This is a genomic window from Pseudomonas sp. MWU13-3659, from assembly GCF_023757525.1.
In the GTDB taxonomy this organism is placed as follows: Bacteria; Pseudomonadota; Gammaproteobacteria; order Pseudomonadales; family Pseudomonadaceae; genus Aquipseudomonas; species Aquipseudomonas entomophila_E.
In genome coordinates, this window is record NZ_JAMSHW010000024.1 from 35,196 (window position 1) to 57,474 (window position 22,279).

At 63.9% G+C, this 22,279-nt stretch carries 21 protein-coding genes; 17 read left to right on the forward strand and 4 right to left on the reverse strand.

The genetic code is table 11. The features are described 5' to 3' along the window. Window positions 1–101: 101 nt before the first annotated feature. The 3 genes from NGM28_RS22500 to NGM28_RS22510 are packed head-to-tail and all read left to right on the forward strand — an operon-like array spanning window position 102 to window position 2,555. Complete coding sequence (locus tag NGM28_RS22500) at window positions 102–1,121, forward strand: aminoglycoside phosphotransferase family protein (protein WP_252091538.1); 1,020 nt, start codon at window positions 102–104, stop codon at window positions 1,119–1,121. Further along, window positions 1,118–1,789, forward strand: coding sequence for an N-acetylmuramate alpha-1-phosphate uridylyltransferase MurU (murU, locus tag NGM28_RS22505; RefSeq protein ID WP_240063890.1), 672 nt, complete (start codon window positions 1,118–1,120; stop codon window positions 1,787–1,789). The genes NGM28_RS22500 and murU overlap by 4 nt, the downstream gene beginning before the upstream one ends. A gap of 1 nt (window position 1,790) precedes the next feature. Further along, complete coding sequence (locus NGM28_RS22510) at window positions 1,791–2,555, forward strand: TerB family tellurite resistance protein (RefSeq protein ID WP_240063889.1); 765 nt, start codon at window positions 1,791–1,793, stop codon at window positions 2,553–2,555. Between the two features lie 186 nt (window positions 2,556–2,741). Here NGM28_RS22510 and NGM28_RS22515 read toward each other — a convergent pair whose 3' ends face one another. Beyond that, window positions 2,742–3,740, reverse strand: coding sequence for an alpha/beta hydrolase family protein (locus NGM28_RS22515; RefSeq protein ID WP_252091539.1), 999 nt, complete (start codon window positions 3,738–3,740; stop codon window positions 2,742–2,744). Window positions 3,741–3,835: 95 nt separating this feature from the next. Between NGM28_RS22515 and NGM28_RS22520 the strand changes: the two genes are divergently transcribed. The 9 genes from NGM28_RS22520 (at window position 3,836) to trpE (ending at window position 14,794) form a co-directional block, all read left to right on the forward strand. After that, the gene (locus tag NGM28_RS22520) at window positions 3,836–6,223 is read left to right on the forward strand and encodes a PAS domain-containing sensor histidine kinase (RefSeq protein ID WP_252091541.1); all 2,388 of its coding nucleotides are present in this window, start codon (window positions 3,836–3,838) and stop codon (window positions 6,221–6,223) included. Window positions 6,224–6,232: 9 nt separating this feature from the next. Beyond that, window positions 6,233–6,865, forward strand: coding sequence for a response regulator (locus NGM28_RS22525; RefSeq protein ID WP_240064082.1), 633 nt, complete (start codon window positions 6,233–6,235; stop codon window positions 6,863–6,865). Window positions 6,866–7,145: 280 nt separating this feature from the next. Beyond that, window positions 7,146–8,267 (forward strand): ABC transporter ATP-binding protein, encoded by a 1,122-nt coding sequence (locus NGM28_RS22530; protein ID WP_252091543.1) that lies wholly within the window; start codon window positions 7,146–7,148, stop codon window positions 8,265–8,267. A gap of 40 nt (window positions 8,268–8,307) precedes the next feature. After that, on the forward strand, window positions 8,308–9,342 hold the full coding sequence (locus tag NGM28_RS22535; RefSeq protein WP_240063885.1) for an ABC transporter substrate-binding protein: 1,035 nt from the start codon (window positions 8,308–8,310) through the stop codon (window positions 9,340–9,342). 116 nt (window positions 9,343–9,458) lie between these two features. Beyond that, window positions 9,459–10,706: an ABC transporter permease gene (locus NGM28_RS22540; protein WP_240063884.1), complete on the forward strand. Its 1,248-nt coding sequence runs from the start codon at window positions 9,459–9,461 to the stop codon at window positions 10,704–10,706. A gap of 11 nt (window positions 10,707–10,717) precedes the next feature. Beyond that, window positions 10,718–11,545, forward strand: coding sequence for an ABC transporter permease (locus NGM28_RS22545; protein ID WP_240063883.1), 828 nt, complete (start codon window positions 10,718–10,720; stop codon window positions 11,543–11,545). 210 nt (window positions 11,546–11,755) lie between these two features. Continuing rightward, on the forward strand, window positions 11,756–12,430 hold the full coding sequence (rpe, locus tag NGM28_RS22550; RefSeq protein ID WP_252091545.1) for a ribulose-phosphate 3-epimerase: 675 nt from the start codon (window positions 11,756–11,758) through the stop codon (window positions 12,428–12,430). Further along, the gene (locus tag NGM28_RS22555; RefSeq protein WP_252091546.1) at window positions 12,427–13,245 is read left to right on the forward strand and encodes a phosphoglycolate phosphatase; all 819 of its coding nucleotides are present in this window, start codon (window positions 12,427–12,429) and stop codon (window positions 13,243–13,245) included. The genes rpe and NGM28_RS22555 overlap by 4 nt, the downstream gene beginning before the upstream one ends. 70 nt (window positions 13,246–13,315) lie before the next feature. Further along, entirely contained in the window at window positions 13,316–14,794 is a 1,479-nt protein-coding gene (gene trpE, locus NGM28_RS22560) for an anthranilate synthase component I (protein WP_252091547.1), read from the forward strand. Window positions 14,795–14,965: 171 nt separating this feature from the next. Here trpE and estP read toward each other — a convergent pair whose 3' ends face one another. Continuing rightward, window positions 14,966–16,867, reverse strand: coding sequence for an esterase EstP (gene estP / locus NGM28_RS22565; protein WP_252091548.1), 1,902 nt, complete (start codon window positions 16,865–16,867; stop codon window positions 14,966–14,968). Between the two features lie 377 nt (window positions 16,868–17,244). Between estP and NGM28_RS22570 the strand changes: the two genes are divergently transcribed. The 4 genes from NGM28_RS22570 (at window position 17,245) to NGM28_RS22585 (ending at window position 20,584) form a co-directional block, all read left to right on the forward strand. Beyond that, window positions 17,245–17,838, forward strand: a complete 594-nt coding sequence (locus tag NGM28_RS22570) for an aminodeoxychorismate/anthranilate synthase component II (protein ID WP_240063878.1) — start codon at window positions 17,245–17,247, stop codon at window positions 17,836–17,838. Between the two features lie 9 nt (window positions 17,839–17,847). Continuing rightward, entirely contained in the window at window positions 17,848–18,897 is a 1,050-nt protein-coding gene (gene trpD, locus NGM28_RS22575; RefSeq protein WP_011531859.1) for an anthranilate phosphoribosyltransferase, read from the forward strand. Then, window positions 18,894–19,730: an indole-3-glycerol phosphate synthase TrpC gene (gene trpC, locus NGM28_RS22580; RefSeq protein ID WP_252091549.1), complete on the forward strand. Its 837-nt coding sequence runs from the start codon at window positions 18,894–18,896 to the stop codon at window positions 19,728–19,730. The genes trpD and trpC overlap by 4 nt, the downstream gene beginning before the upstream one ends. Before the next feature lie 149 nt (window positions 19,731–19,879). Then, window positions 19,880–20,584 (forward strand): lipoate--protein ligase family protein, encoded by a 705-nt coding sequence (locus NGM28_RS22585; RefSeq protein ID WP_240063876.1) that lies wholly within the window; start codon window positions 19,880–19,882, stop codon window positions 20,582–20,584. Here NGM28_RS22585 and crp read toward each other — a convergent pair. Beyond that, window positions 20,581–21,225 carry a cAMP-activated global transcriptional regulator CRP gene (crp, locus tag NGM28_RS22590; protein WP_011531862.1) on the reverse strand — a complete coding sequence of 215 codons (645 nt, stop codon included), beginning with the start codon at window positions 21,223–21,225 and terminating at the stop codon, window positions 20,581–20,583. The genes NGM28_RS22585 and crp overlap by 4 nt on opposite strands. Window positions 21,226–21,414: 189 nt before the next feature. Here crp and NGM28_RS22595 point away from each other — a divergent pair, with 189 nt between their 5' ends. Further along, on the forward strand, window positions 21,415–21,837 hold the full coding sequence (locus tag NGM28_RS22595; protein ID WP_213659316.1) for an OsmC family protein: 423 nt from the start codon (window positions 21,415–21,417) through the stop codon (window positions 21,835–21,837). A 20-nt stretch (window positions 21,838–21,857) separates the two neighbouring features. Here NGM28_RS22595 and NGM28_RS22600 read toward each other — a convergent pair whose 3' ends face one another. Continuing rightward, window positions 21,858–22,277 (reverse strand): hypothetical protein, encoded by a 420-nt coding sequence (locus tag NGM28_RS22600; protein WP_252091550.1) that lies wholly within the window; start codon window positions 22,275–22,277, stop codon window positions 21,858–21,860. Window positions 22,278–22,279 lie beyond the last annotated feature (2 nt).

A 22,279-nucleotide genomic window follows, 5' to 3' on the forward strand; every position in this document is an offset into this window, starting at 1 on the left:
GCCCGCGTGTGGGGGCCGCACGCCTCTCGATGGTCTGAAAAAGATGCTGGATAATAAAGCATGACCCGCTTGACGGCTAGGGCCGTCGGAGAACCCTTGTAATGCCCGATCACGATGTACGCCTGCAACAACTGACCGCCTGGCTCGCCGGGCCGCTCGAGACCCTGTTCCGCGACAACGCCTGGGGCGAGGTGCCGGCAGGCAGCCTGACCGCCGCCAGTAGCGATGCGAGTTTCCGCCGCTACTTCCGATGGGAGGGCGCCGGCCGCAGCTTCGTGATCATGGACGCCCCGCCTCCCCAGGAAAACTGCCAGCCATTCGTCGATATCGACCATCTGCTGGCCAGTGCCAAGGTCAACGTCCCGGTGATCCACGGCCAGGACCTGGAACGCGGCTTCCTGTTGCTGGGCGACCTGGGGCGCCAGACCTACCTGGACATCATCGACCCGGACAACGCCGACGCCTTGTTTACCGATGCCATCGAGGCATTGCTGGCCTTCCAACGCCTGCCGATGGACGCACCGCTGCCCAGCTACGATGTTGCGCTGCTGCGCCGTGAGCTGGAGTTGTTCCCCGAGTGGTACGTCGGCCGGGCGCTCGGCCTGCAACTGAGCGAGGCCCAGCAAGCCAGCTGGCAACGGGTGAGCCAGCAACTGATCGATAGCGCCCTGGCCCAGCCCAAGGTGCTGGTGCACCGCGACTACATGCCGCGCAACCTGATGCACAGTGCCCCCAACCCTGGTGTGCTGGACTTCCAGGATGCGGTCTACGGCCCGGTCACCTATGACATCACCTGCCTGTTCAAGGATGCCTTCCTCAGCTGGCCCCAGGCGCGTGTCGAAGGCTGGTTGCGCAATTATTGGGAAAAGGCGCGGGCTGCGGGCATCCCGGTCCAGGACGATTTCGAGGTGTTCCACCGTGCCAGCGACTTGATGGGCGTGCAGCGTCACCTCAAGGTGATCGGTATCTTCGCGCGCATCTGCCACCGCGACGGCAAGCCGCGTTACCTGGCGGACGTGCCACGGTTCTTCACCTATATAGATGAAGTGATCGCCCGGCGTCCTGAACTGGCCGAGCTGGGGCAACTGATCGCCGAACTCAAGGGCGAGGCGCGCCCATGAAGGCGATGATTCTCGCCGCGGGCAAGGGCGAGCGCATGCGCCCGTTGACCCTGCATACACCCAAGCCACTGGTACCTGCCGCCGGCAAGCCACTGATCGAGTATCACCTCGAGGCACTGGCCCGGGCCGGTATCACCGATGTCGTCATCAACCACGCCTGGCTTGGCCAGCAGATCGAGGACCATCTCGGGGATGGAAGCCGTTTCGGGCTGAACATCCGCTATTCGCCGGAAGGCGAGCCCCTGGAAACCGGGGGCGGAATCTTCAAGGCCCTGCCTCTGCTGGGTGATGCTCCGTTCCTGCTGGTCAACGGCGATATCTGGACGGATTACGACTTCCGGTCGTTGAATGCGCCATTGTCGGGCCTGGCGCACCTGGTGCTGGTCGAAAACCCCGGGCATCACGGTCGCGGTGACTTCCGCCTGCAGGATGGGCAAGTGGTCGATGGCGACGATAGCCCGGGCACGCTGACCTTCAGTGGCATTTCCGTGCTCGACCCCGCGCTGTTCGAGGGGTGCCAGGCGGGCGCCTTCAAACTGGCGCCCTTGCTGCGCAAGGCCATGGCCGATGGGCAAGTGAGCGGCGAGCATTTCAGCGGGCAGTGGGTCGATGTCGGCACCCTGGAGCGTCTGGCCGATGTCGAGCGCCTGATCGGAGCGAATACCTGAAATGTGGTGGCCAAGCACAGTGATTGGTGCCGGGGCCGGTTTTGCCGTGGCCAGCATCCCTGGGGCATTGCTCGGGGCGCTACTGGGCCAGGCCATGGATCGGCGCCTGCGTCTTCAGGGATGGGACGATATGCGCGAGCGTCTGGGCGGTCGCCCTGCGCTGCGTGATGACGAACTGCTGTTCGTGCTGTTGGGGCGCCTGGCCAAGAGCGATGGTCGGGTGGCCGAGGGGCATATCCAGCAGGCCCGCCAGGAGATGACCCGTCTCGACCTGGCGGAACCTGCACGACGGCGCGCCATTGCTGCGTTCAACCGTGGCAAGGCGGGTAAGGATCGGTTGGGGCATCACCTGCGGCGGATCAAGCAGCAGCCCCATGCCGCGGAAGGTACTTTGCGCGCCTGCTGGCGGATGGTCTGGGCCGATGGCAAGGTGGGGCGGCATGAGCGTGACCTGCTGCTGGGCTGGGGTGAGCAGTTGGGGCTCAGTCGCGGCCAGGTTCAGGCATTGTCGCTGGAGTATGAGCCGCGCAAGGCGTCGCTCGACGGCGGCACGATGACCTATGCGGCAGCCCTGCGGCTGCTGGGCGTGGAGCCGGATACCGATGCCAACCAAGTGAAACAAGCCTATCGTCGCCTGTTGAGCCGGCATCACCCGGACAAGCTGGTGGGCAGTGGGGCCAGCGAGGCGAAGGTGCGCGAGGCGACCGAGCTGACGCGCGAGCTGCACCAGGCCTTTGCCCTGATCCGCAAGCGGCGGGGTATCTAGCCAGGGATCGCAACGTCAAACCTTGCACGATCCCTGTAGGAGCGGCCTTGAGCCGCGAAAGGGCTGCGTAGCAGCCCCAGGTTTCAGTACTGAGCAAAGATCGCCAGGGCCGCAAGGCGGCCCTATCGCGGCTCAAGGCCGCTCCTACAGGGGCAGACGTGAATTCCGAATACCCCGCAAGGTGCTTCACTCTTCCTTGGGCGTCAGCCACCCGCGCACCCGGCGCAGCAGTTGTTCCTGCTCTGCCGCTTTGTTACCCGGCATGGCCATCAGCGACACCTGGCGATACTGGCTGTTCTTCTGCCGCTTGCTCGCTTGCAGGCGCTGCTGGGCGGCCTGGTTGTCCTGGGGGCGGCCGGCGAAATAGATGTCGGCGGTCGGTACTTTCAGGGTCGGTGTCAGGCTTTGCAGGTCCTGCTCGACCCGTGCCGGCGTCTGCGCGCCGACCATTACCAGTTTCTGCACCTGTGGCGGCTGCTTCTCGCTGAGGTAGCGCGCGGCCCAGTAAGCGCCACTGCCATTGCCCAGCAAGACGATGCTGCGCGCCTTCTGCTGTTGTGCGTAGGCCACGGCGGCGTCAAGGCGGGCGAAGATCCGCTCGGCATCGGCCTGGTCGCTGTGTTCGTCGGCTTCGACTGCGTCGGTGCTCTCGGCGGCGTCCACCTCGGGGGCGGTGGCCTGGGCGACGTTGGCGTTGGCGTCCGCAGGCGTGTCTTTGGCCGGTGCCGACTCTCCCTCGGGCTTTTGCGCGGCGGCAGCCGGCTTGGCCTCGACTCGTGCCTGCGGGCGTTCGGCCAGCAGATCCGGCAGGCTCAGGCTCAAGGTGTGCCAGCCCACGTCCGGGAAGCCTCGGCGCAGCGGGCCGACGGTATTCGGCCAGTCGGCTGTTTCACCCGCGCCCGGGACGATGATCACGGCGCCCTTCGGGTCGCTGTCGTTGGCGGGTTTCCACAGTGCCAGGAAGTTCTCGCCATTGGCCTGCAAGGTCTGTTGCTCGGCCTTGGGCGCCTGGCGTTCGAGGGCCAGGGCGTCGTCCTGGCTGCGCTCGGCGAGTGCTGGGCGCGGCGTAGGTGCGGCGGCCTCGGTGGCAGCCTCTGTTTTTTCGGTGTCGGCGGCTTGAGCGCCGAGGGGCAGGAGCGAGGCCAGACAGAAGATTGCCAGCGTCGTGCGATAAAGTGTGAACATGAACCAACCCAAGGCCAGAATGATACCGGCAGCCTAATAGTATTTGCCCGCGACGGCCACGCCAGGTGGCCATCCTTGCCAAGACGAGCGTATAGATGAAGCGAGTGCGTTGCCTGTGGGTTATCGGCTGGTTGTGTCTACCCTTGATTGCGCTGGCAAGGCCGCAGGTGCCCCCGGCGGTTGTGCTGGAGCCTGCCCAGCAGCAATGGCTGGACGAGCACCGCGGCTTGCGTGTCGGTTTCGTGCTGCAAGCACCCTATGCGCAATTCGATCGCCGTCTCCAGCAATACTACGGCGCGAATGTCGATCTGGTGGACGAGTTGGCCCAGGCGCTCAGGCTCGACCTGACCTGGCGCGGCTTCGCTGACGATGCGGCCTTGGAGCATGCCTTGCAGGCGGGCGAGATCGATTTCGCCCCAGGGCTTGCCCAGACCCCTGCCAGCCTGCGCAACTGGTTGTTCAGCGACCCATACATGCGTGTGCCGCAGTTGGTGGTGGGGCTGCGCAGTGGCGCGGTGGCGGTGGAACTGGAGAAGTTGACCGCCAATGACCGGGTCGCGGTGCGCATGCCCTCCCGGTTGGCCGATTACCTGCGTGGCAACTACACCAACCTCAACCTGCAAGGCGTGCCCAGCGAGCGGGAGGCATTGCAGCTGGTACTGGGCGGTCAGGCGAGTTTCGCCGTGCTCGATGAAGCGCAACTCAGCCGTCTCTCCCGCGAAAGCGAATTCAGTGAGCTGGCCGTTGTGGGCGACATCGGCTTGCCCCAGCTGCTGCGGATCGGCTCGCGACGAGACTGGCCGATGCTCGCCGACATCCTGGAGCGCGGCCTGCAGGCAATGCCGGCCAAGCGCCTGGAGCAACTGCATCAACGCTGGTTGCAACCCAAGTACCCACGCTTTTCCGAGTCGGCCGGTTTCTGGCAGAACCTCGCGCTGTTGTTCGGCCTGTTGCTGCTCTGCGCCCTGGCCACGCTGGTGTGGCAGCGTCGCCAGCAGCGGGGGGTGGAGCGGGCCTTGCTGGCGACCCGCGAGACGCTGGTCGAGCGCCAGGTGCGGGAAGAGGCGCTGCGCCTGAGCCAGTTCTCCATCGACCAGAGCACGGTTGGCATCTTCTGGGTCAACTGGGACAGCCACGTCCGTTACGCCAACCACGCGGCCGAGCGCATGCTCGGGTTCGACGAGGGGGCGCTGATCGAGCGGCCGCTGAGCGACATCGAACCCAGCCTGAGCATGGATCGCTGGCTGGCACTGTGGAAGCGGGCGCGCAGCGGCGAGGGCGGGGAGCTGCAGTTCGAGAGCCAATGTGTGCGTGCCGACGGTAGCCCGTTGCCAGTGGACCTGTCGCTGTCGTTTCTGCGTTTTCGCGATGCCGAGTACCTGGTGGTGTTTCTCTCCGATGTCACCGAGCGCCGCCGAGCCCTGGCCGAACTGCGCGAAAGCGAAGCGCGCCTCAAGGGTATCGCCGGCAATGTACCGGGGCTGGTGTTCCGCCTCGAGCGCGACCCGGCCGAAGGCGACCCAGAGTTTCCCTACATCAGCGAGGGCAGCGAGGCCCTCGTCGGCTATACCCCGGCGGCCATCCAGCACCCGCAGATGGGGCTGCGCAATTTGGTCCATCCGGAGGATCGCGGCGACTACCACCGGGTTCAGGACCTGGCCCTGGCGACTGACCAAGACTGGTCCTGGCAAGGACGGATCCTGACGCGTGAAGGCAAACAGCGCTGGGCCGACATCAAGGCCACCATCCGCCGCCTGGCCGATGGGCGCATGGTCTGGGACGGGGTGGTCTGGGACATCACCCAGGGCAAGCAGGCGGAACTTGCGCTGGCCAGCTCCCAGGAACAGCTTCGCGAGCTGTCGGCGCATCTGGAGAGCGTGCGCGAAGAAGAAAAAGCACGTATCGCCCGCGAAGTGCACGACGAACTGGGGCAGATGCTCACGGTGCTCAAGCTGGAAGTGTCGATGTGCGAGCTGGCCTACGGTGAGCTGGACACCGGGCTCAACGAGCGGCTGGCCAGCATGAAACGCCTGATCGCCCAGCTGTTCCAATTGGTGCGCGATGTGGCCACCGCCTTGCGTCCGCCGATCCTCGACGCTGGCATTGCCTCGGCCATCGAGTGGCAGGCCCGGCGTTTCGAGGCGCGCACGCAGATCCCCTGCCTGGTGCAGGTACCGGACAATCTGCCACCCTTGAGTGATGCGAAGGCCACCGGGCTGTTCCGCATCCTCCAGGAGGCGCTGACCAATGTGATGCGCCACGCCCAGGCGCACACGGTGCAGATTGAACTCGTGCGCGAGGGGGGGCAACTGCGCTTGACGGTCATCGACGATGGTAAAGGCTTCGCGCCGGGCGAGGCGCGGCCGACTTCATTCGGCCTGGTGGGTGTGCGTGAGCGTGTGCTGATGCTGGGCGGCAGCATGAGCCTGGACAGCGAGCCTGGCGAGGGCACCAGCCTGAGCGTGGCGATTCCTTTGGTGTAGGAGAAAACGATCGTGATTCGAGTGCTGGTGGCGGAAGACCACACCATCGTCCGGGAAGGCATCAAGCAGTTGATCGGCCTGGCCAGGGACATGCAGGTGGCGGGCGAGGCGGGTAACGGCGAGCAGTTGCTGGAGACATTGCGTCACACGCCCTGTGAGGTGGTGTTGCTGGACATCTCAATGCCGGGTGTGAATGGCCTGGAGGCGATCCCGCGGATCCGCGCGCTGAACAATCCGCCCGCGATCCTGATGCTGTCGATGCACGACGAGGCGCAGATGGCGGCCCGGGCGCTGAAGGCCGGCGCCGCGGGCTATGCCACCAAGGACAGCGACCCGGCGCTGCTGCTCACCGCCATTCGCCGGGTGGCCGGGGGCGGGCGCTACATCGACCCGGCCCTGGCCGACCGCATGGTGTTCGAGGTAGGCCTGACCGAGACCCGACCGCTGCATACGTTGCTGTCGGAGCGTGAGTTCTCGGTGTTCGAGCGCCTGGCCCAGGGTGCCAACGTCAACGACATCGCCCAACAGCTGGCGTTGTCGAGCAAGACCATCAGCACCCACAAGGCGCGCTTGATGCAGAAGCTCAAGGTCAACTCGCTGGCGGAACTGGTGAAGTACGCCATGGAGCACAAGCTGGTGTGAGTGTTCTGGTTGCGACAATGGTTGTTACGCAGTCTCACCGTAGGAGCGGCTTTAGCCGCGATGCAGGTACCGCTGTCTCTGGCACCCGCTTAGCGGGTGATCGCGGCTGAAGCCGCTCCTACAGGGATCGAGTTGCCTGAAAACGCCATCGTTGTAGGGCGATCCCTACAGCAAGTCTTCCATCCGGATGATGATATTCTCTCAGCGCCCCCGATTTCCGGGGCTTCGCGCCTCTTCTACGCTTCTAGCCATGCAGTCATTCCAACAAGAAGGTACAGGCATGAGCGAGGCGAATTCGAACGCGGCCAGCGAGACGCTGGTCAGCTTCCGGGGCGTGCAGAAGAGCTACGACGGCGAATCGCTGATCGTCAAAGACCTCAATCTCGATATCCGCAAGGGCGAGTTCCTCACCCTGCTCGGGCCGTCCGGCTCGGGCAAGACCACCAGCCTGATGATGCTGGCCGGCTTCGAAACCCCGACCGCCGGCGAGATCCAGCTGGCCGGGCGTTCGATCAACAACGTGCCGCCGCACAAGCGCGACATCGGCATGGTGTTCCAGAACTACGCGCTGTTCCCGCACATGACCGTGGCCGAGAACCTGGCCTTCCCGCTGACCGTGCGCAACCTGAGCAAGACCGACATCAGCGAGCGGGTCAAGCGCGTGCTCAACATGGTTCAGCTCGATGCCTTTGCCAAGCGCTACCCCGGCCAGCTGTCCGGTGGCCAGCAGCAGCGCGTGGCGTTGGCCCGGGCCCTGGTGTTCGAGCCGCAGCTGGTGCTGATGGACGAACCGCTCGGCGCGCTGGACAAGCAACTGCGCGAACACATGCAGATGGAGATCAAGCACATCCACCAGCGCCTGGGCGTGACCGTGGTGTACGTGACCCACGACCAGGGCGAGGCGCTGACCATGTCCGACCGGGTGGCCGTGTTCCACCAGGGCGAGATCCAGCAGATCGCTGACCCGCGTACCCTCTACGAAGAACCCTGCAACACCTTTGTCGCCAACTTCATCGGCGAGAACAACCGCATCAACGGCACCCTGCTGGCCAGCGACGGCAAGCGCTGCCAGGTGCAGCTGGCCCGTGGCGAGCGGGTCGAGGCGCTGGCGGTGAACGTTGGCCAGGCCGGTGAGCCGGTCACCCTGTCGATTCGCCCCGAACGCGTGCGCCTCAACGGTCACAGCGAAAACTGCATCAACCGTTTCTCCGGTCGCGTGGCCGAATTCATTTACCTGGGCGACCACGTGCGAGTGCGCCTGGAAGTCTGCGGCAAGGCCGACTTCTTCGTGAAGCAGCCGATCGCCGAGCTCGACCCGGCCCTGGCCGTGGGCGATGTGGTACCGCTGGGCTGGGAGGTGGAGCACGCCCGCGCGCTCGATCCGATTACCGAAGCCCATTGATGGTTTGCTTCACCAACCCTGTACTGTGGAGAGAATAATAATGCGCAAGCAGTTGAAACTGACCGCCCTGGCCCTGGGGCTGTTCGCCGCCGGCCAGGTGCTGGCCGCGGACCTGACCGTGGTGTCGTTTGGTGGCGCGAACAAGGCGGCCCAGGTCAAGGCGTTCTACGAGCCATGGGAGAAGGCCGGCAAGGGCAAGATCGTCGCTGGTGAGTACAACGGCGAGATGGCCAAGGTCAAAGCCATGGTCGACACCAACAGCGTGTCGTGGAACCTGGTCGAGGTGGAGTCGCCGGAGCTGGCGCGTGGCTGCGACGAAGGCATGTTCGAGGAGCTAGACCCGGCGCTGTTCGGCAACGAAAGCGACTACGTCAAAGGTGCCATCCAGCCCTGCGGCGTGGGCTTCTTCGTCTGGTCCACGGTGCTGGCCTACAACGCCGACAAACTCAAGAGCGCGCCCACCAGCTGGGCCGATTTCTGGGACACGAAGCAATTCCCGGGCAAGCGCGGCCTGCGCAAGGGCGCCAAGTACACCCTCGAGTTCGCCCTGATGGCCGACGGTGTCGCGCCGAAAGACGTCTACTCGGTGCTGGCCACCAAGGAAGGCCAGGACCGCGCCTTCAAGAAACTCGATGAACTCAAGCCCAGCATCCAGTGGTGGGAAGCTGGCGCCCAGCCGCCGCAGTACCTGGCCTCGGGCGACGTGGTCATGAGCTCGGCCTACAACGGCCGCATCGCCGCGGTGCAGAAAGAGAGCAACCTCAAGGTGGTGTGGAACGGTGGCATCTACGACTTCGACGCCTGGGCCATTCCGAAAGGCGCCAAGGATGTGGAAGAAGCGAAGAAGTTCATTGCCTACACCGTGCAGCCTGAACAACAGAAGACCTACTCCGAGAACATCGCCTACGGCCCGGCCAATTCCAAGGCCGTCCCGTTGCTGGCGGACGCTGTGAAGAAGGACATGCCGACCACGCCTGAGAACATCGCCAACCAGGTGCAGATCGACGTGGCCTTCTGGGCCGACAACAGCGAACAGCTGGAGCAACGCTTCAACGCCTGGGCGGCGAAGAAGTAGTCGCGGGCCGTTGCGCGGTGGTTCGCCGGCAAGCCGGCTCCTACAGGAAAGCGTAATCCATCCGTAGGAGCCGGCTTGCCGGCGAACAGCCTTTTTCCCGTTTACCGGAGTTCGTCATGGCCATTGCAATGCCAATCAAAGAAGGCGCAGGTCCGAGCCTCAAGCAGCGCCTCAAGCATGCCGAGCGGGTCAACCGCTGGAAGGCCCAGGCGTTGATCGCGCCGCTGGCGCTGTTCCTCCTGCTGGTGTTCCTGGTGCCCATCGCGGCACTGCTGTACAAGAGCGTCGGCAACCCCGAGGTGGTTGGCGGCCTGCCGCGTACCGTTGAAGCAGTGACGCAGTGGGATGGCAAGAGCCTGCCCGGCGAGGAGGTCTACAAGGCCCTGAGCCAGGACCTGGCCGAGTCGCGCAAGAACCAGACCCTGGGCGATCTTTCCAAGCGCCTGAACATGGAACTGGCCGGCTACCGCAGCCTGCTGGCCAAGACCGCGCGGGCGCTGCCGTTCAAGGAAGAGCCCGCCTCCTATAAAGATGCCTTGCAGACGCTCGACGAGCGCTGGGGCGACCCTGCCTACTGGCAGGCGATCCGTCGCAACACCAGCAGCGTCACGCCGTTCTACCTGCTGGCCGCGCTGGATCACCGTATCGACGACCTGGGCGAACTGGCCAAGGCTACCCCCGACCAGGCCATCTATCTCGACATCTTCGCCCGCACCCTGTGGATGGGCGTAGTGATCACCATGATCTGCCTGGTGCTGGCCTACCCCCTGGCCTACCTGCTGGCCAACCTGCCGACCCGGCAGAGCAACCTCCTGATGATCCTGGTGCTGCTGCCGTTCTGGACTTCGATCCTGGTACGGGTGGCCGCGTGGATCGTGCTGCTGCAGTCGGGTGGCCTGATCAACAGCGCGCTGATGGCGATGGGCATCATCGACCAGCCGCTGGAGCTGGTGTTCAACCGCACCGGCGTGTACATCTCGATGGTGCATATCCTGCTGCCGTTCATGATCCTGCCGCTGTACAGCGTGATGAAGGGCATCTCGCCCAGCTACATGCGCGCGGCGATCTCCCTCGGTTGCCACCCCTTCGCCAGCTTCTGGCGGGTGTACTTCCCGCAGACCTACGCCGGTGTCGGCGCCGGTTGCCTGCTGGTGTTCATCCTGGCCATCGGTTACTACATCACCCCGGCGCTGCTGGGCAGCCCGAACGACCAGATGGTCAGCTACTTCGTCGCCTTCTACACCAACACCAGCATCAACTGGGGCATGGCCACCGCGCTGGGCGGGCTGTTGCTGCTGGCGACCGTGTTGCTGTACCTGATCTATAGCTGGCTGGTCGGCGCCAGCCGCCTGCGCCTGAGCTGAGGAGCCTTGTCATGCTGAGCCCCTACATGTCGCCCGTGGAACGGGTGTGGTTCTACAGCCTGCGCATCCTGTGCGGCCTGATTTTGCTGTTCCTGGTGCTGCCGGTGCTGGTCATCGTGCCGCTGTCGTTCAACAGCGGGAGCTTCCTGGTCTATCCGCTGCAGGGCTTCTCGCTGCACTGGTACCAGGACTTCTTCGGCTCCGCCGAGTGGATGCGCGCACTGAAGAACAGCATCATCGTCGCCCCGGCGGCCACGGTGCTGGCCATGGTGTTTGGCACCCTGGCCTCGATCGGCCTGACCCGGGGTGACTTCCCCGGCAAGTCGCTGGTGATGGCGCTGGTGATCTCGCCGATGGTGGTGCCGGTGGTGATCATTGGCGTGGCCAGCTACCTGTTCTTCGCGCCGCTGGGCATGGGCAACAGCTTCGTCTCGCTGATCCTGGTGCATGCGGTGTTGGGCGTGCCGTTCGTGATCATCACCGTGTCGGCCACGCTACAGGGTTTCAACTACAACCTGGTGCGTGCGGCGGCCAGCCTCGGGGCTTCGCCAGTGCTGACCTTCCGTCGGGTGACATTGCCGCTGATTGCGCCGGGCGTGATCTCCGGGGCGCTGTTCGCCTTTGCCACTTCGTTCGATGAGGTGGTTGTGACACTGTTCCTCGCCGGCCCGGAGCAGGCGACCCTGCCACGGCAGATGTTCAGCGGCATTCGCGAGAACCTGAGCCCGACCATCGCGGCGGCGGCCACCTTGCTGATCGCGTTCTCGGTGATCCTGCTGCTGACCCTGGAGTGGCTGCGTGGGCGTAGCGAGAAGTTGAGAACCCAGCAGCCGGGCTGACGACAGGACGGTTTCATCACCTCCCCTGTAGGAGCCGGCTTCGCCGGCGAACCAGGCACCGCGGTGAGGTGCACCGGCTATGCCGGTGTTCGCCGGCAAGGCCGGCTCCTACGGGGAACGGGTTGCGGCGCATCCTTGATACCAATCAGCCCCGATCCGCTTCCCTGGGTTACAATGCGCGCCACCGTGATTTCTGCCAACAGGTGCGCCATGCAGCCCTACGCTATTGCCCCCTCCATTCTTTCCGCCGATTTCGCCCGCCTGGGCGAGGACGTCGACAAGGTTCTGGCCGCCGGGGCCGACATCGTCCACTTCGATGTCATGGACAACCACTACGTCCCCAACCTGACCATCGGCCCGATGGTCTGCAGCGCGCTGCGCAAGTACGGCGTGACCGCGCCGATCGATGTGCACCTGATGGTCAGCCCGGTCGACCGCATCATCGGCGACTTCATCGAGGCCGGCGCCACCTACATCACCTTCCACCCGGAAGCGTCGCAGCACATCGACCGCTCGCTGCAGTTGATCCGCGACGGCGGCTGCAAGGCCGGCCTGGTGTTCAACCCGGCGACCAGCCTGGACGCCCTGAAGTACGTGATGGACAAGGTCGACATGGTCCTGCTGATGAGCGTCAACCCAGGCTTCGGCGGGCAGAAGTTCATCCCTGGCACCCTCGACAAGCTGCGCGAAGCCCGCGCCCTGATCGATGCCAGCGGCCGGGATATCCGCCTGGAGATCGACGGCGGCGTCAACGTCAACAACATCCGCGAGATCACCGCTGCCGGCGCTGACACCTTCGTGGCGGGATCGGCGATCTTCAACGCCCCGGACTACAAGGAAGTCATCGACAAGATGCGTGCCGAAATGGCGCTGGCCCGCGCATGAGCGGCTTCGAGCAGCTGTTCCCGGGGACGCTGCCCAGGCTGGTGATGTTCGATCTGGATGGCACTCTGATCGATTCGGTACCCGACCTGGCTGCAGCCGTCGACCGCATGCTGCTCGAACTCGGGCGCTCGCCTGCCGGGCTTGATGCCGTGCGCCACTGGGTGGGCAACGGAGCCCAGGTCCTGGTACGCCGGGCGCTGGCCGGTGGCATCGAGCACGACACCGTGGATGACGAACTGGCCGAGCGTGCCCTGGCCCTGTTCATGGAGGCCTATGCCGAAAGCCATGAACTGACCGTCGTCTACCCCGGTGTGCGCGACACCCTGCGCTGGCTGAGCAAGCAGGGTGTGGAAATGGCGCTGATCACCAACAAGCCGGAGCGCTTCGTCGCGCCCCTGCTCGACCAGATGAAGATCGGCCGCTATTTCCGCTGGATCATCGGTGGCGACACCCTGCCACAGAAGAAGCCCGACCCTGCGGCCTTGCTGTTCGTCATGAAGATGGCCGGTGTCGCGCCTGAGCAGTCGCTGTTCATCGGCGATTCGCGCAGTGACGTGCTGGCAGCCAAGGCGGCCGGGGTCAAATGCGTCGGCCTGAGCTATGGCTACAACCATGGCCGTCCCATCGATGAAGAATCCCCCAGCTTGGTGATCGACGATCTGCGCCGCCTGCTGCCTGGTTGCTTAGTCACTGACACTGGGATAACGTTGGCGGACCTTAAAGCCCCGCAAAGCAGAGATAACAACGTGGTGGTCACTGGCAAATTCTGGATGAAAGTCATCAAGGCCCTGGCCCGTTGGCGTTGGCGCGCCTGACTCCCGCTCGCCGGCACCTGCCGGCCCGTCCGCTTGCCCGACCCCATTGCTGCTTGCCACGAGGCTACACATGACCCGCGAAGAATTCCTGCGCCTGGCCGCTGCCGGCTACAACCGCATTCCCCTGGCCTGCGAAACCCTGGCCGACTTCGACACCCCGCTGTCGATCTACCTGAAGCTTGCCGACCAACCCAACTCCTACCTGCTCGAGTCCGTGCAGGGCGGGGAGAAATGGGGCCGCTACTCGATGATCGGCCTGCCGTCGCGCACCGTGATGCGCGTGCATGGCTATCACGTCAGCATCCAGCAGGATGGCGTCGAAGTGGAAAGCCACGATGTCGAGGACCCGCTGGCGTTCGTCGAGGCATTCAAGGACCGATACAAAGTCGCCGACATTCCTGGCCTGCCGCGCTTCAACGGTGGCTTGGTGGGTTACTTCGGCTATGACTGTGTGCGCTATGTCGAGAAACGCCTGGGCGCGAGCCCCAACCCGGATCCCCTCGGGGTGCCGGATATCCTGCTGATGGTGTCCGATGCCGTGGTGGTGTTCGACAACCTGGCAGGCAAGATGCACGCGATCGTCCTGGTCGACCCAGCCGAAGAGCAAGCGTTCGAGAATGGCAAGGCACGCCTGGAAGGGTTGCTGGAAACGCTGCGCCAGCCGATTGCCCCACGCCGTGGCCTGGACCTCAGCGGGCCGATGGCCGCCGAGCCCGAGTTCCGCTCCAGCTACACCCGCGCCGACTACGAAAATGCGGTGGGCCGCATCAAGGAATACATCCTCGCCGGTGACTGCATGCAGGTGGTGCCGTCGCAGCGCATGTCCATCGACTTCAAGGCCGCCCCCATCGACCTGTATCGCGCGCTGCGCTGTTTCAACCCGACGCCGTACATGTACTTCTTCAACTTCGGTGACTTCCACGTAGTGGGCAGCTCACCGGAAGTACTGGTGCGTGTCGAGGACAACCTTGTTACCGTGCGCCCCATCGCCGGCACCCGTCCACGTGGCGCCACCGAAGAGGCCGACCGCGCCCTGGAAGAAGATCTGCTGTCGGATGACAAGGAGATCGCCGAGCACCTGATGTTGATCGACCTGGGCCGCAACGATGTTGGCCGGGTGTCTGCCACTGGCAGCGTGCGCCTGACCGAGAAGATGGTGATCGAGCGCTATTCCAACGTCATGCACATCGTCTCCAACGTCACCGGCCAATTGCGTGAAGGGCTGACGGCGATGGATGCACTGCGGGCGATCTTGCCGGCGGGCACTTTGTCTGGTGCACCGAAGATCCGCGCCATGGAGATCATCGACGAACTGGAGCCGGTCAAGCGTGGTGTCTATGGCGGTGCCGTGGGCTACTTCGCCTGGAACGGCAACATGGACACCGCCATCGCCATTCGTACTGCGGTGATCAAGGATGGCGAGCTGCATGTGCAAGCCGGTGGCGGTATCGTCGCCGACTCGGTGCCGGCGCTGGAATGGGAAGAGACCATCAACAAACGCCGGGCGATGTTCCGTGCCGTGGCGTTGGCTGAGCAAACCTCGAAATAATGTCGCGTAGGGAACAGAACTCACTGTAGGAGCGGCTTCAGCCGCGATTCAGACAACGCGGTGTCGGATCCCCGCTTTGCGGGTGATCGCGGCTAAAGCCGCTCCTACAGAGGTCGTGCCAGGTCGGTTACGGTTTTATCCATCAAGGCCGGTTTAGCGGCGAACCACTATTCAGAAATCGACGCTCACCGCCAGGCTCACCCCCTGCTGCCTCAGCTCGTCACTCTTGCGCCAGTTGTAGTTCCCCCGCAGGTTCACTCCCGGTACCAGTTCATGAGTCACTCCCAGGCTGGCGCGGGTCAGGTTGCTGTGTGGCGTGTAGCCGGTCAGGGTGAAGTCGTTGGCCGGTAGCGTGGTCAGGTGCATGGTCAGGTCCTGCTGGTCATCCTCGAACTCGTGCTCCCGGGCGACCTCGGCGAACAGCTTCGTGCCCTGCAACACCTGCACGCTACCCAGCATCCCGACGCCCAGGCGCCGTGACGTGCGTTCCTGGTCATCGAAGCCAAGTGCGGTAGAGCGGCCACTTTTCTCGTCATAGCCATCCACCTTGACCCGCGCATAGTCGGCGCTGACGAACGGCGCCAGCTGCCACTCGCTGCCCTCGGCGGCCAGGTTGTAGCCCAGGCGGCCGGTGACGGCCCAGGTCTCGCCGTCGGTGTCGCCCTTTTCGCTGCGATCGTTCACGCCCAGGGCGAAAGTGCGCTTGAGGTCCCGGTAGTCCAGGTGCCCGGCAGTCAACGCCGCATCGGCCCACCAGCGGTCCTGGCGGTACTGGGCGAAGGCACTGGCAAGGTAGCTGTCGAGCTTGTAGTCCGAGTCCTGCTGCCCCGCTTCGAGCTTCTGCCGGTATACGCCAGCTGCCAGCCCAAGGCGCCAGGCGTCGTCAACCCGGTAGCTGCCACCCAGGGTCAGGTTGTAACCCCGCCCATCACCGCTGGCGGCGCTGCGTTGGCTGCCGAAGTCCAGGTCCTGGGCACCGGTGGCGACGAAGGCCTGCCACTGGCCGACTGCTTGCCAAGGTGTTTGCCACTGGTTGCGCAACTCATCCTGGTGGGCGCGGACACTGGCGTGCGCCATTTCGGGCAGAAGCGTCAGCTCCCACGGCGCGGCGAGAATCGAATAGCCGTAGTCGGCGATCAGTTGCTGGCCGGCGATGGTCGGGTGCACGGAGTCGTTGAACAACAGCTTGGTCGGGTCGGGTGTCGTGCCGTTGGCGCCGTAGACCGGGTTGCCCACGCAGTTGCCGCCGCTGTAGCAGGTGCCGACCAGGTTCTGGCCAGTGGCCAGGCCGAACTGCGCTGGGCTGGCCAGGGCTTCCTGGAGCAGCACCGGTATGTTCAGGGGAATGATCTCGGCATCGATGCCGGCAAGCTGGCTGACCAGCGACTGGTTGAACACGCCGGACAGCTGCGACAGTGGCCCCTGCTGTGGCGTGCCGCTGAAGCTCGGTGTCTGGCCCAGGTCAGGTAGCAGCCACACCATGATGTAGCGTGCGCCTGCCTGTTGCAGCGCCTGGGCACTGGCAGCCAGATGCGCACCAGAAGCGGCGGCGGTGGCCGGGCTGGTGACCAGCCCCTGAAGGAAGTCGTTGCCGCCACCCGTCAGGTAGTACAAGGCGTTCGGGTCCGCGCCCAGGCCGTTGGCCAGGTAGCCGGGGCGTTCGCGCAATACCGTGCCGGCACCGGGCTGCCCTGGGGGGATGACCGCTTTCGAAGTGGTGGTGATCGAATCGAGGATCTGCTGCGTGGTGTAGCCACCCACCGCCCAGTTGTTACCGTCAGGCAAGCCCCGCAAGAGGTTGCCGAGCGATGTGGAAGGGCCCAGGGAAGTGCCGCTTAAGCCCAGCCGGCCGCCGAGGATCATGGGCGACACCGGCGCATAATTGCCGTTGGCGTCGCGGTTGGTGAAGCGCATGCCTGCGGTGCCACCGGTGAGGTCAGGAAACTGCCCGGCGTCGCTGAGGCTGTCGCCGAAGACTATCAGGGCGCTGTAAGGGGAGGGCGCAGCCATGGCCTGGCTGCTGGCGAACACGAGGGCACCAAGTAAAGTACGCAGGAAGGGAGCCTTGAGCATGCAGGGATATCCTTTTCATTGTTTTTATCGGGACAAGCCGAGTGACCTTAGCAAATTCACGGTCTTTGCCTACCGTTCTATTCGTTTCCCCGTGTTTACGGGCATATTGCGCCCGCCGTCACGGTAGGCTACTGTGCCGGAACGTATGAACGAGACCTACCCTGTGTTGATCGTCAGCAAACTCTTGATGCACGTGATCAAGGCCATCGCCCGTTGGCGTTGGCGCGCCTGACTTTATCTCTTGCCGGTTTACCCGGCCCGTCCCCGTTTGCCTTCCGTTCGTTTCACCTGCCGCCTTGTTGCGTACCTGTTCGCGCACCTGTGATCGGCAGTGGAAGGCTCGAATCAAAAGTCAGTCTTCAAGAGGTTCGTTCCAGATGTTACTGATGATCGACAACTACGACTCCTTCACCTACAACGTCGTGCAGTACCTCGGCGAGCTGGGTGCCGAGGTCAAGGTCATTCGCAACGACGAAATGACCATCGCCCAGATCGAAGCCCTCAATCCCGAGCGCATCGTCGTCTCCCCCGGGCCTTGCACGCCCAGCGAGGCGGGTGTGTCCATCGAGGCCATCCTGCATTTCGCCGGCAAGCTGCCCATCCTGGGCGTCTGCCTCGGCCACCAGTCCATCGGCCAGGCCTTCGGTGGTGACGTGGTACGCGCGCGCCAGGTGATGCATGGCAAGACCAGCCCGGTGTTCCACCGCGACCTGGGCGTGTTCGCCGGTTTGAACAACCCGCTCACCGTCACGCGCTATCACTCGCTGGTGGTCAAGCGCGAAACGCTGCCGGATTGCCTGGAAGTCACGGCCTGGACCGCCCACGAAGACGGCTCGATCGATGAAATCATGGGCCTGCGTCACAAGACGCTGAATGTGGAAGGGGTACAGTTCCACCCCGAGTCCATTCTCACCGAGCAGGGCCATGAACTGTTCGCCAACTTCCTCAAGCAGGCCGGCGGCCGCCGTTAAGGATCGATCATGGATATCAAGAGTGCATTGAGCCGTATCGTCGGCCACCTGGACCTGTCCACCGAGGAGATGCGCGACGTCATGCGCCAGATCATGACCGGCCAGTGCAGCGAGGCGCAGATCGGCGCCTTCCTCATGGGCATGCGCATGAAGAGCGAAAGCATCGACGAGATCGTCGGCGCGGTGTCGGTGATGCGTGAGCTGGCCGACAAGGTCGAGCTCAAGAGCCTTGACGGCGTGGTCGACATCGTCGGCACCGGCGGCGATGGCGCCAACATCTTCAACGTGTCCACCGCGTCGGCCTTCGTTATCGCGGCTGCCGGTTGCACCGTGGCCAAGCACGGCAACCGTGCGGTTTCCGGCAAGAGCGGCAGCGCTGACCTGCTGGAGGCTGCCGGCATCTACCTAAACCTGACACCGGTCCAGGTAGCGCGTTGCATCGACAGCCTGGGCATCGGTTTCATGTTCGCCCAGACCCACCACAGCGCCATGAAGCACGCGGCCGGCCCGCGTCGTGACCTGGGCCTGCGTACTTTGTTCAACATGCTCGGCCCGCTTACGAATCCGGCCGGCGTGAAGCACCAGGTGGTCGGGGTCTTTACTCAAGCCCTGTGCCGTCCACTGGCCGAAGTGCTGCAGCGCCTGGGCAGCAAGCATGTGCTGGTGGTGCATTCGAAGGACGGCCTGGACGAGTTCAGCCTGGCCGCGCCGACCTTCGTCGCCGAACTGAAGAATGACCAGATCACCGAGTACTGGGTCGAACCGGAAGACCTCGGCATGAAGAGCCAGAGCCTGCACGGCCTGGCCGTCGAAGGCCCGCAAGCGTCGCTGGAACTGATCCGTGACGCGCTGGGCCGGCGCAAGACCGAGAACGGGCAGAAGGCAGCCGAGATGATCGTACTTAACGCCGGCGCCGCCCTGTATGCAGCCGATCATGCGATGACCCTGGCGCAAGGTGTGGAACTGGCTCATGACGTGCTGCACACCGGGCTGGCCTGGGAAAAACTGCAGGAGCTGGGTGCGTTTACCGCGGTATTCAAGGTGGAGAACGAAGCATGAGTGTCCCGACGGTGCTGGAAAGGATCATCGCCCGCAAGTTCCAGGAAGTGGCCGAGCGTAGCGCACGCGTCAGCCTCGCCGAGCTCGAGGCCATGGCCAAGGCGGCCGATGCGCCGCGTGGCTTTGCCAAGGCCCTGATCGAACAGGCCAAGCGCAAAAAGCCGGCGGTGATTGCCGAAATCAAGAAGGCCTCGCCCAGCAAGGGCGTGATCCGCGAGAACTTCGTGCCAGCAGACATCGCCGTCAGCTACGAGAAGGGCGGTGCGACCTGCCTCTCCGTGCTGACCGACGTGGACTACTTCCAAGGTGCCGACGTCTATCTGCAACAGGCCCGCGCTGCGGCTACGTTGCCGGTGATCCGCAAGGACTTCATGGTCGACCCGTACCAGATCGTCGAAGCCCGTGCCCTGGGTGCCGACTGCGTTCTGCTGATTGTTTCGGCACTCGACGATGTAAAAATGGCCGAGCTGGCCGCCACTGCCAAGGACGTCGGCCTCGATGTGCTGGTGGAAGTGCACGACGGTGATGAGCTGGAGCGTGCGTTGAAGACCCTCGACACGCCACTGGTCGGGGTCAACAACCGCAACCTGCACACCTTTGAGGTCAGCCTCGAGACCACTCTTGACCTGCTGCCGCGCATCCCACGCGATCGCCTCGCTATCACCGAGAGCGGCATCCTCAACCGTGCCGATGTCGAGCTGATGGAAATCAATGAGGTGTATTCGTTCCTGGTCGGCGAAGCCTTCATGCGCGCCGAGCAGCCGGGGCTGGAGTTGCAACGGCTATTCTTCCCGGACCAGGTGAAGAAAACCGTGGTTCAGCCACTGGACTGATCGAGTCGAAGCCGGCGTTTGCCGGCTTTTTTGTTTGTGTGCCATGGCCCTTTCGCGGGTAAACCCGCTCCTACAGGTTTCTCATATTGCTCCTGTGGGAGCGGGTTTACCTGCGAAAGGGGCGAGAGAACAACATCAAAGGTGGATCAATGACCGATCAACCCCTGGCCCTGACCGTCGAACAAGGCCTGCACGCCGAACAGGACCTGTTGGCCGCCGTGTGCCGCGGTGAGCGCGAATCCGGCGTGCTGTTCTGGCGCCCGACCGACCATGCCCTGGTGATGCCACGACGCATGAGCCGCCTGGATAACTTCGAAGCTGCCTGCGCCGAGCTGGCAATCGCCGGCTGGCCGGTGTTGCTGCGTGAAACCGGTGGTGAGCCGGTGCCGCAGTCCCACGCCACGGTGAACATCGCACTGGTCTATGTGGCGCCGCGCAGCGAAGGCGACCATGGGCGGATCGAGAACGCCTACGAGCGTCTGTGCCTGCCGTTATGTGATGTGTTGCGCGAATGGGGCGGGGTGGCTTCGGTCGGTGAAATCGACGGCGCATTCTGTGACGGCCGCTACAACGTCAACCTCAATGGCCGCAAGCTGGTCGGCACTGCCCAGCGCTGGCGCCAGGGCCTGGGTGGCAAGCGCCCGGTGGTGCTGGTGCATGGCGCACTGTTGCTGGATAACGAGCGCGAATCGATGGTGGCGGCGGTGAACCGCTTCAACGAGTGCTGTGACCTGGAACAGCGCTGCCGCGCTGATAGCCACATCGCCCTGCATGAAGTGGTGCCCGAGGTACCTTGGTTCGAGCGCCTTAACCAGGCTTATGCCGATGTGATCGGGGCATTGCCGAAGGATTAACGGGTACCGTAGACCACCATGGTCTTGCCCTTGACCTGCACCAGGCTGCGCTCCTCGAGGTCCTTGAGCACGCGGCCGACCATTTCACGGGAGCAACCGACGATCCGGCCGATCTCCTGGCGGGTGATCTTGATCTGCATGCCATCAGGGTGGGTCATGGCGTCGGGCTGCTTGCACAGTTCGAGCAGGCAGCGGGCAACCCGGCCGGTCACATCGAAGAAGGCCAGGTCACCCACCTTGCGTGTAGTGTTGCGCAGGCGCTGGGCCATCTGGCTGCCGAGTGCATAGAGGATTTCCGGGTCCTGGCGGGCCAGTTCGCGAAACTTGTCGTAGCTGATCTCGGCCACTTCGCACTCAGTCTTGGCGCGCACCCAGGCACTGCGCTGATGCTCCTGGCCAACTGGCTCGAACAGGCCCAGCTCGCCAAAGAAATCGCCGTTGTTGAGGTAGGCGATGATCATTTCATGGCCTTCGTCGTCCTCGATCAGGATGGTCACCGAACCCTTGACGATGAACGACAGCGTTTCGGCCCGGTCGCCCGCGCAGATGATGTTGCTCTTGGCCGCATAACGGCGGCGCTGGCAGTGTCCGAGCAGTTTGTCGATGTTCTTGATCTTGGCGGGAAGGGCTGAGGAGACCATCACGAAATCCTGTTCGATGCGACGCATTGGCTTTTATAGAGTTGGCTTGGCACGGTGCGCCAGGCATTTGGCGCCAGCTTATCAGACACTTTCGCTTGTATCGGCATAAAAGCGACGTGTCTTGAGCTTTTCCGACAGCGCCACAAGGACTAAGCTGACACCCTTTTACGAAATCGGGAGTCCGGATAGATGAAGGCACGCATCCAGTGGGCCGGTGAAGCGATGTTCCTCGGCGAGTCGGGGAGCGGCCATGTCGTCGTGATGGACGGCCCACCCGAAGCCGGCGGCCGCAACTTGGGCGTACGCCCGATGGAGATGCTGCTGTTGGGCCTCGGTGGCTGCAGCAGCTTCGACGTGGTCAGCATCCTGAAGAAGTCGCGCCAGGCCGTGGAAAGCTGCGAAGCCTTCCTGGAGGCCGAACGTGCCAGTGAAGACCCCAAGGTGTTCACCAAGATCCACCTCAACTTCGTGGTCAAGGGGCGCGGGTTGAAGGAGGCGCAGGTCAAGCGTGCGGTGGAGCTGTCGGCCGAGAAGTACTGCTCGGCCTCGATCATGCTGGACCGCGCGGGCGTCGAGATCACCCACGGTTACGAAATCGTCGAACTCGCGTGACATGCGGGAGCGCCTGAGGTTCAGGCGCTCTGCTTGCGTAGTCGCTCAACGCCAAGCAGCAGTGCGAGCCCTGGGATGAGGGCGAGCAACAACCAGTGCGCGTTGACGCCCAGCAACATGACCCGTTCCAGATCGCTCCAGGTGCTGCCGTAGCTTTCGGCAAAGTTCACGCACTGCAGTTGCGCAACGATGATCGCAAGCAGCACAAAAACGCCGATGAGTGTTCGACGGCTGTGGATAAAGCAGCCGAGCAGAAGGAACATCAGTTGCACTGGGGCGGTGAACAGCAACAGTTCGAGCGCGCTGTTGCTATTGGGCTCGACGAGATATGGCAGCTCCAGGCTGAACCCGGTTTGCTTGAGGCTGGCTGTCATCAGGCAAACGAAGAGATAGGCAACCAGTATCAGCCCCAGGCCTTGCAACAGGCGGGCGATGAACATTC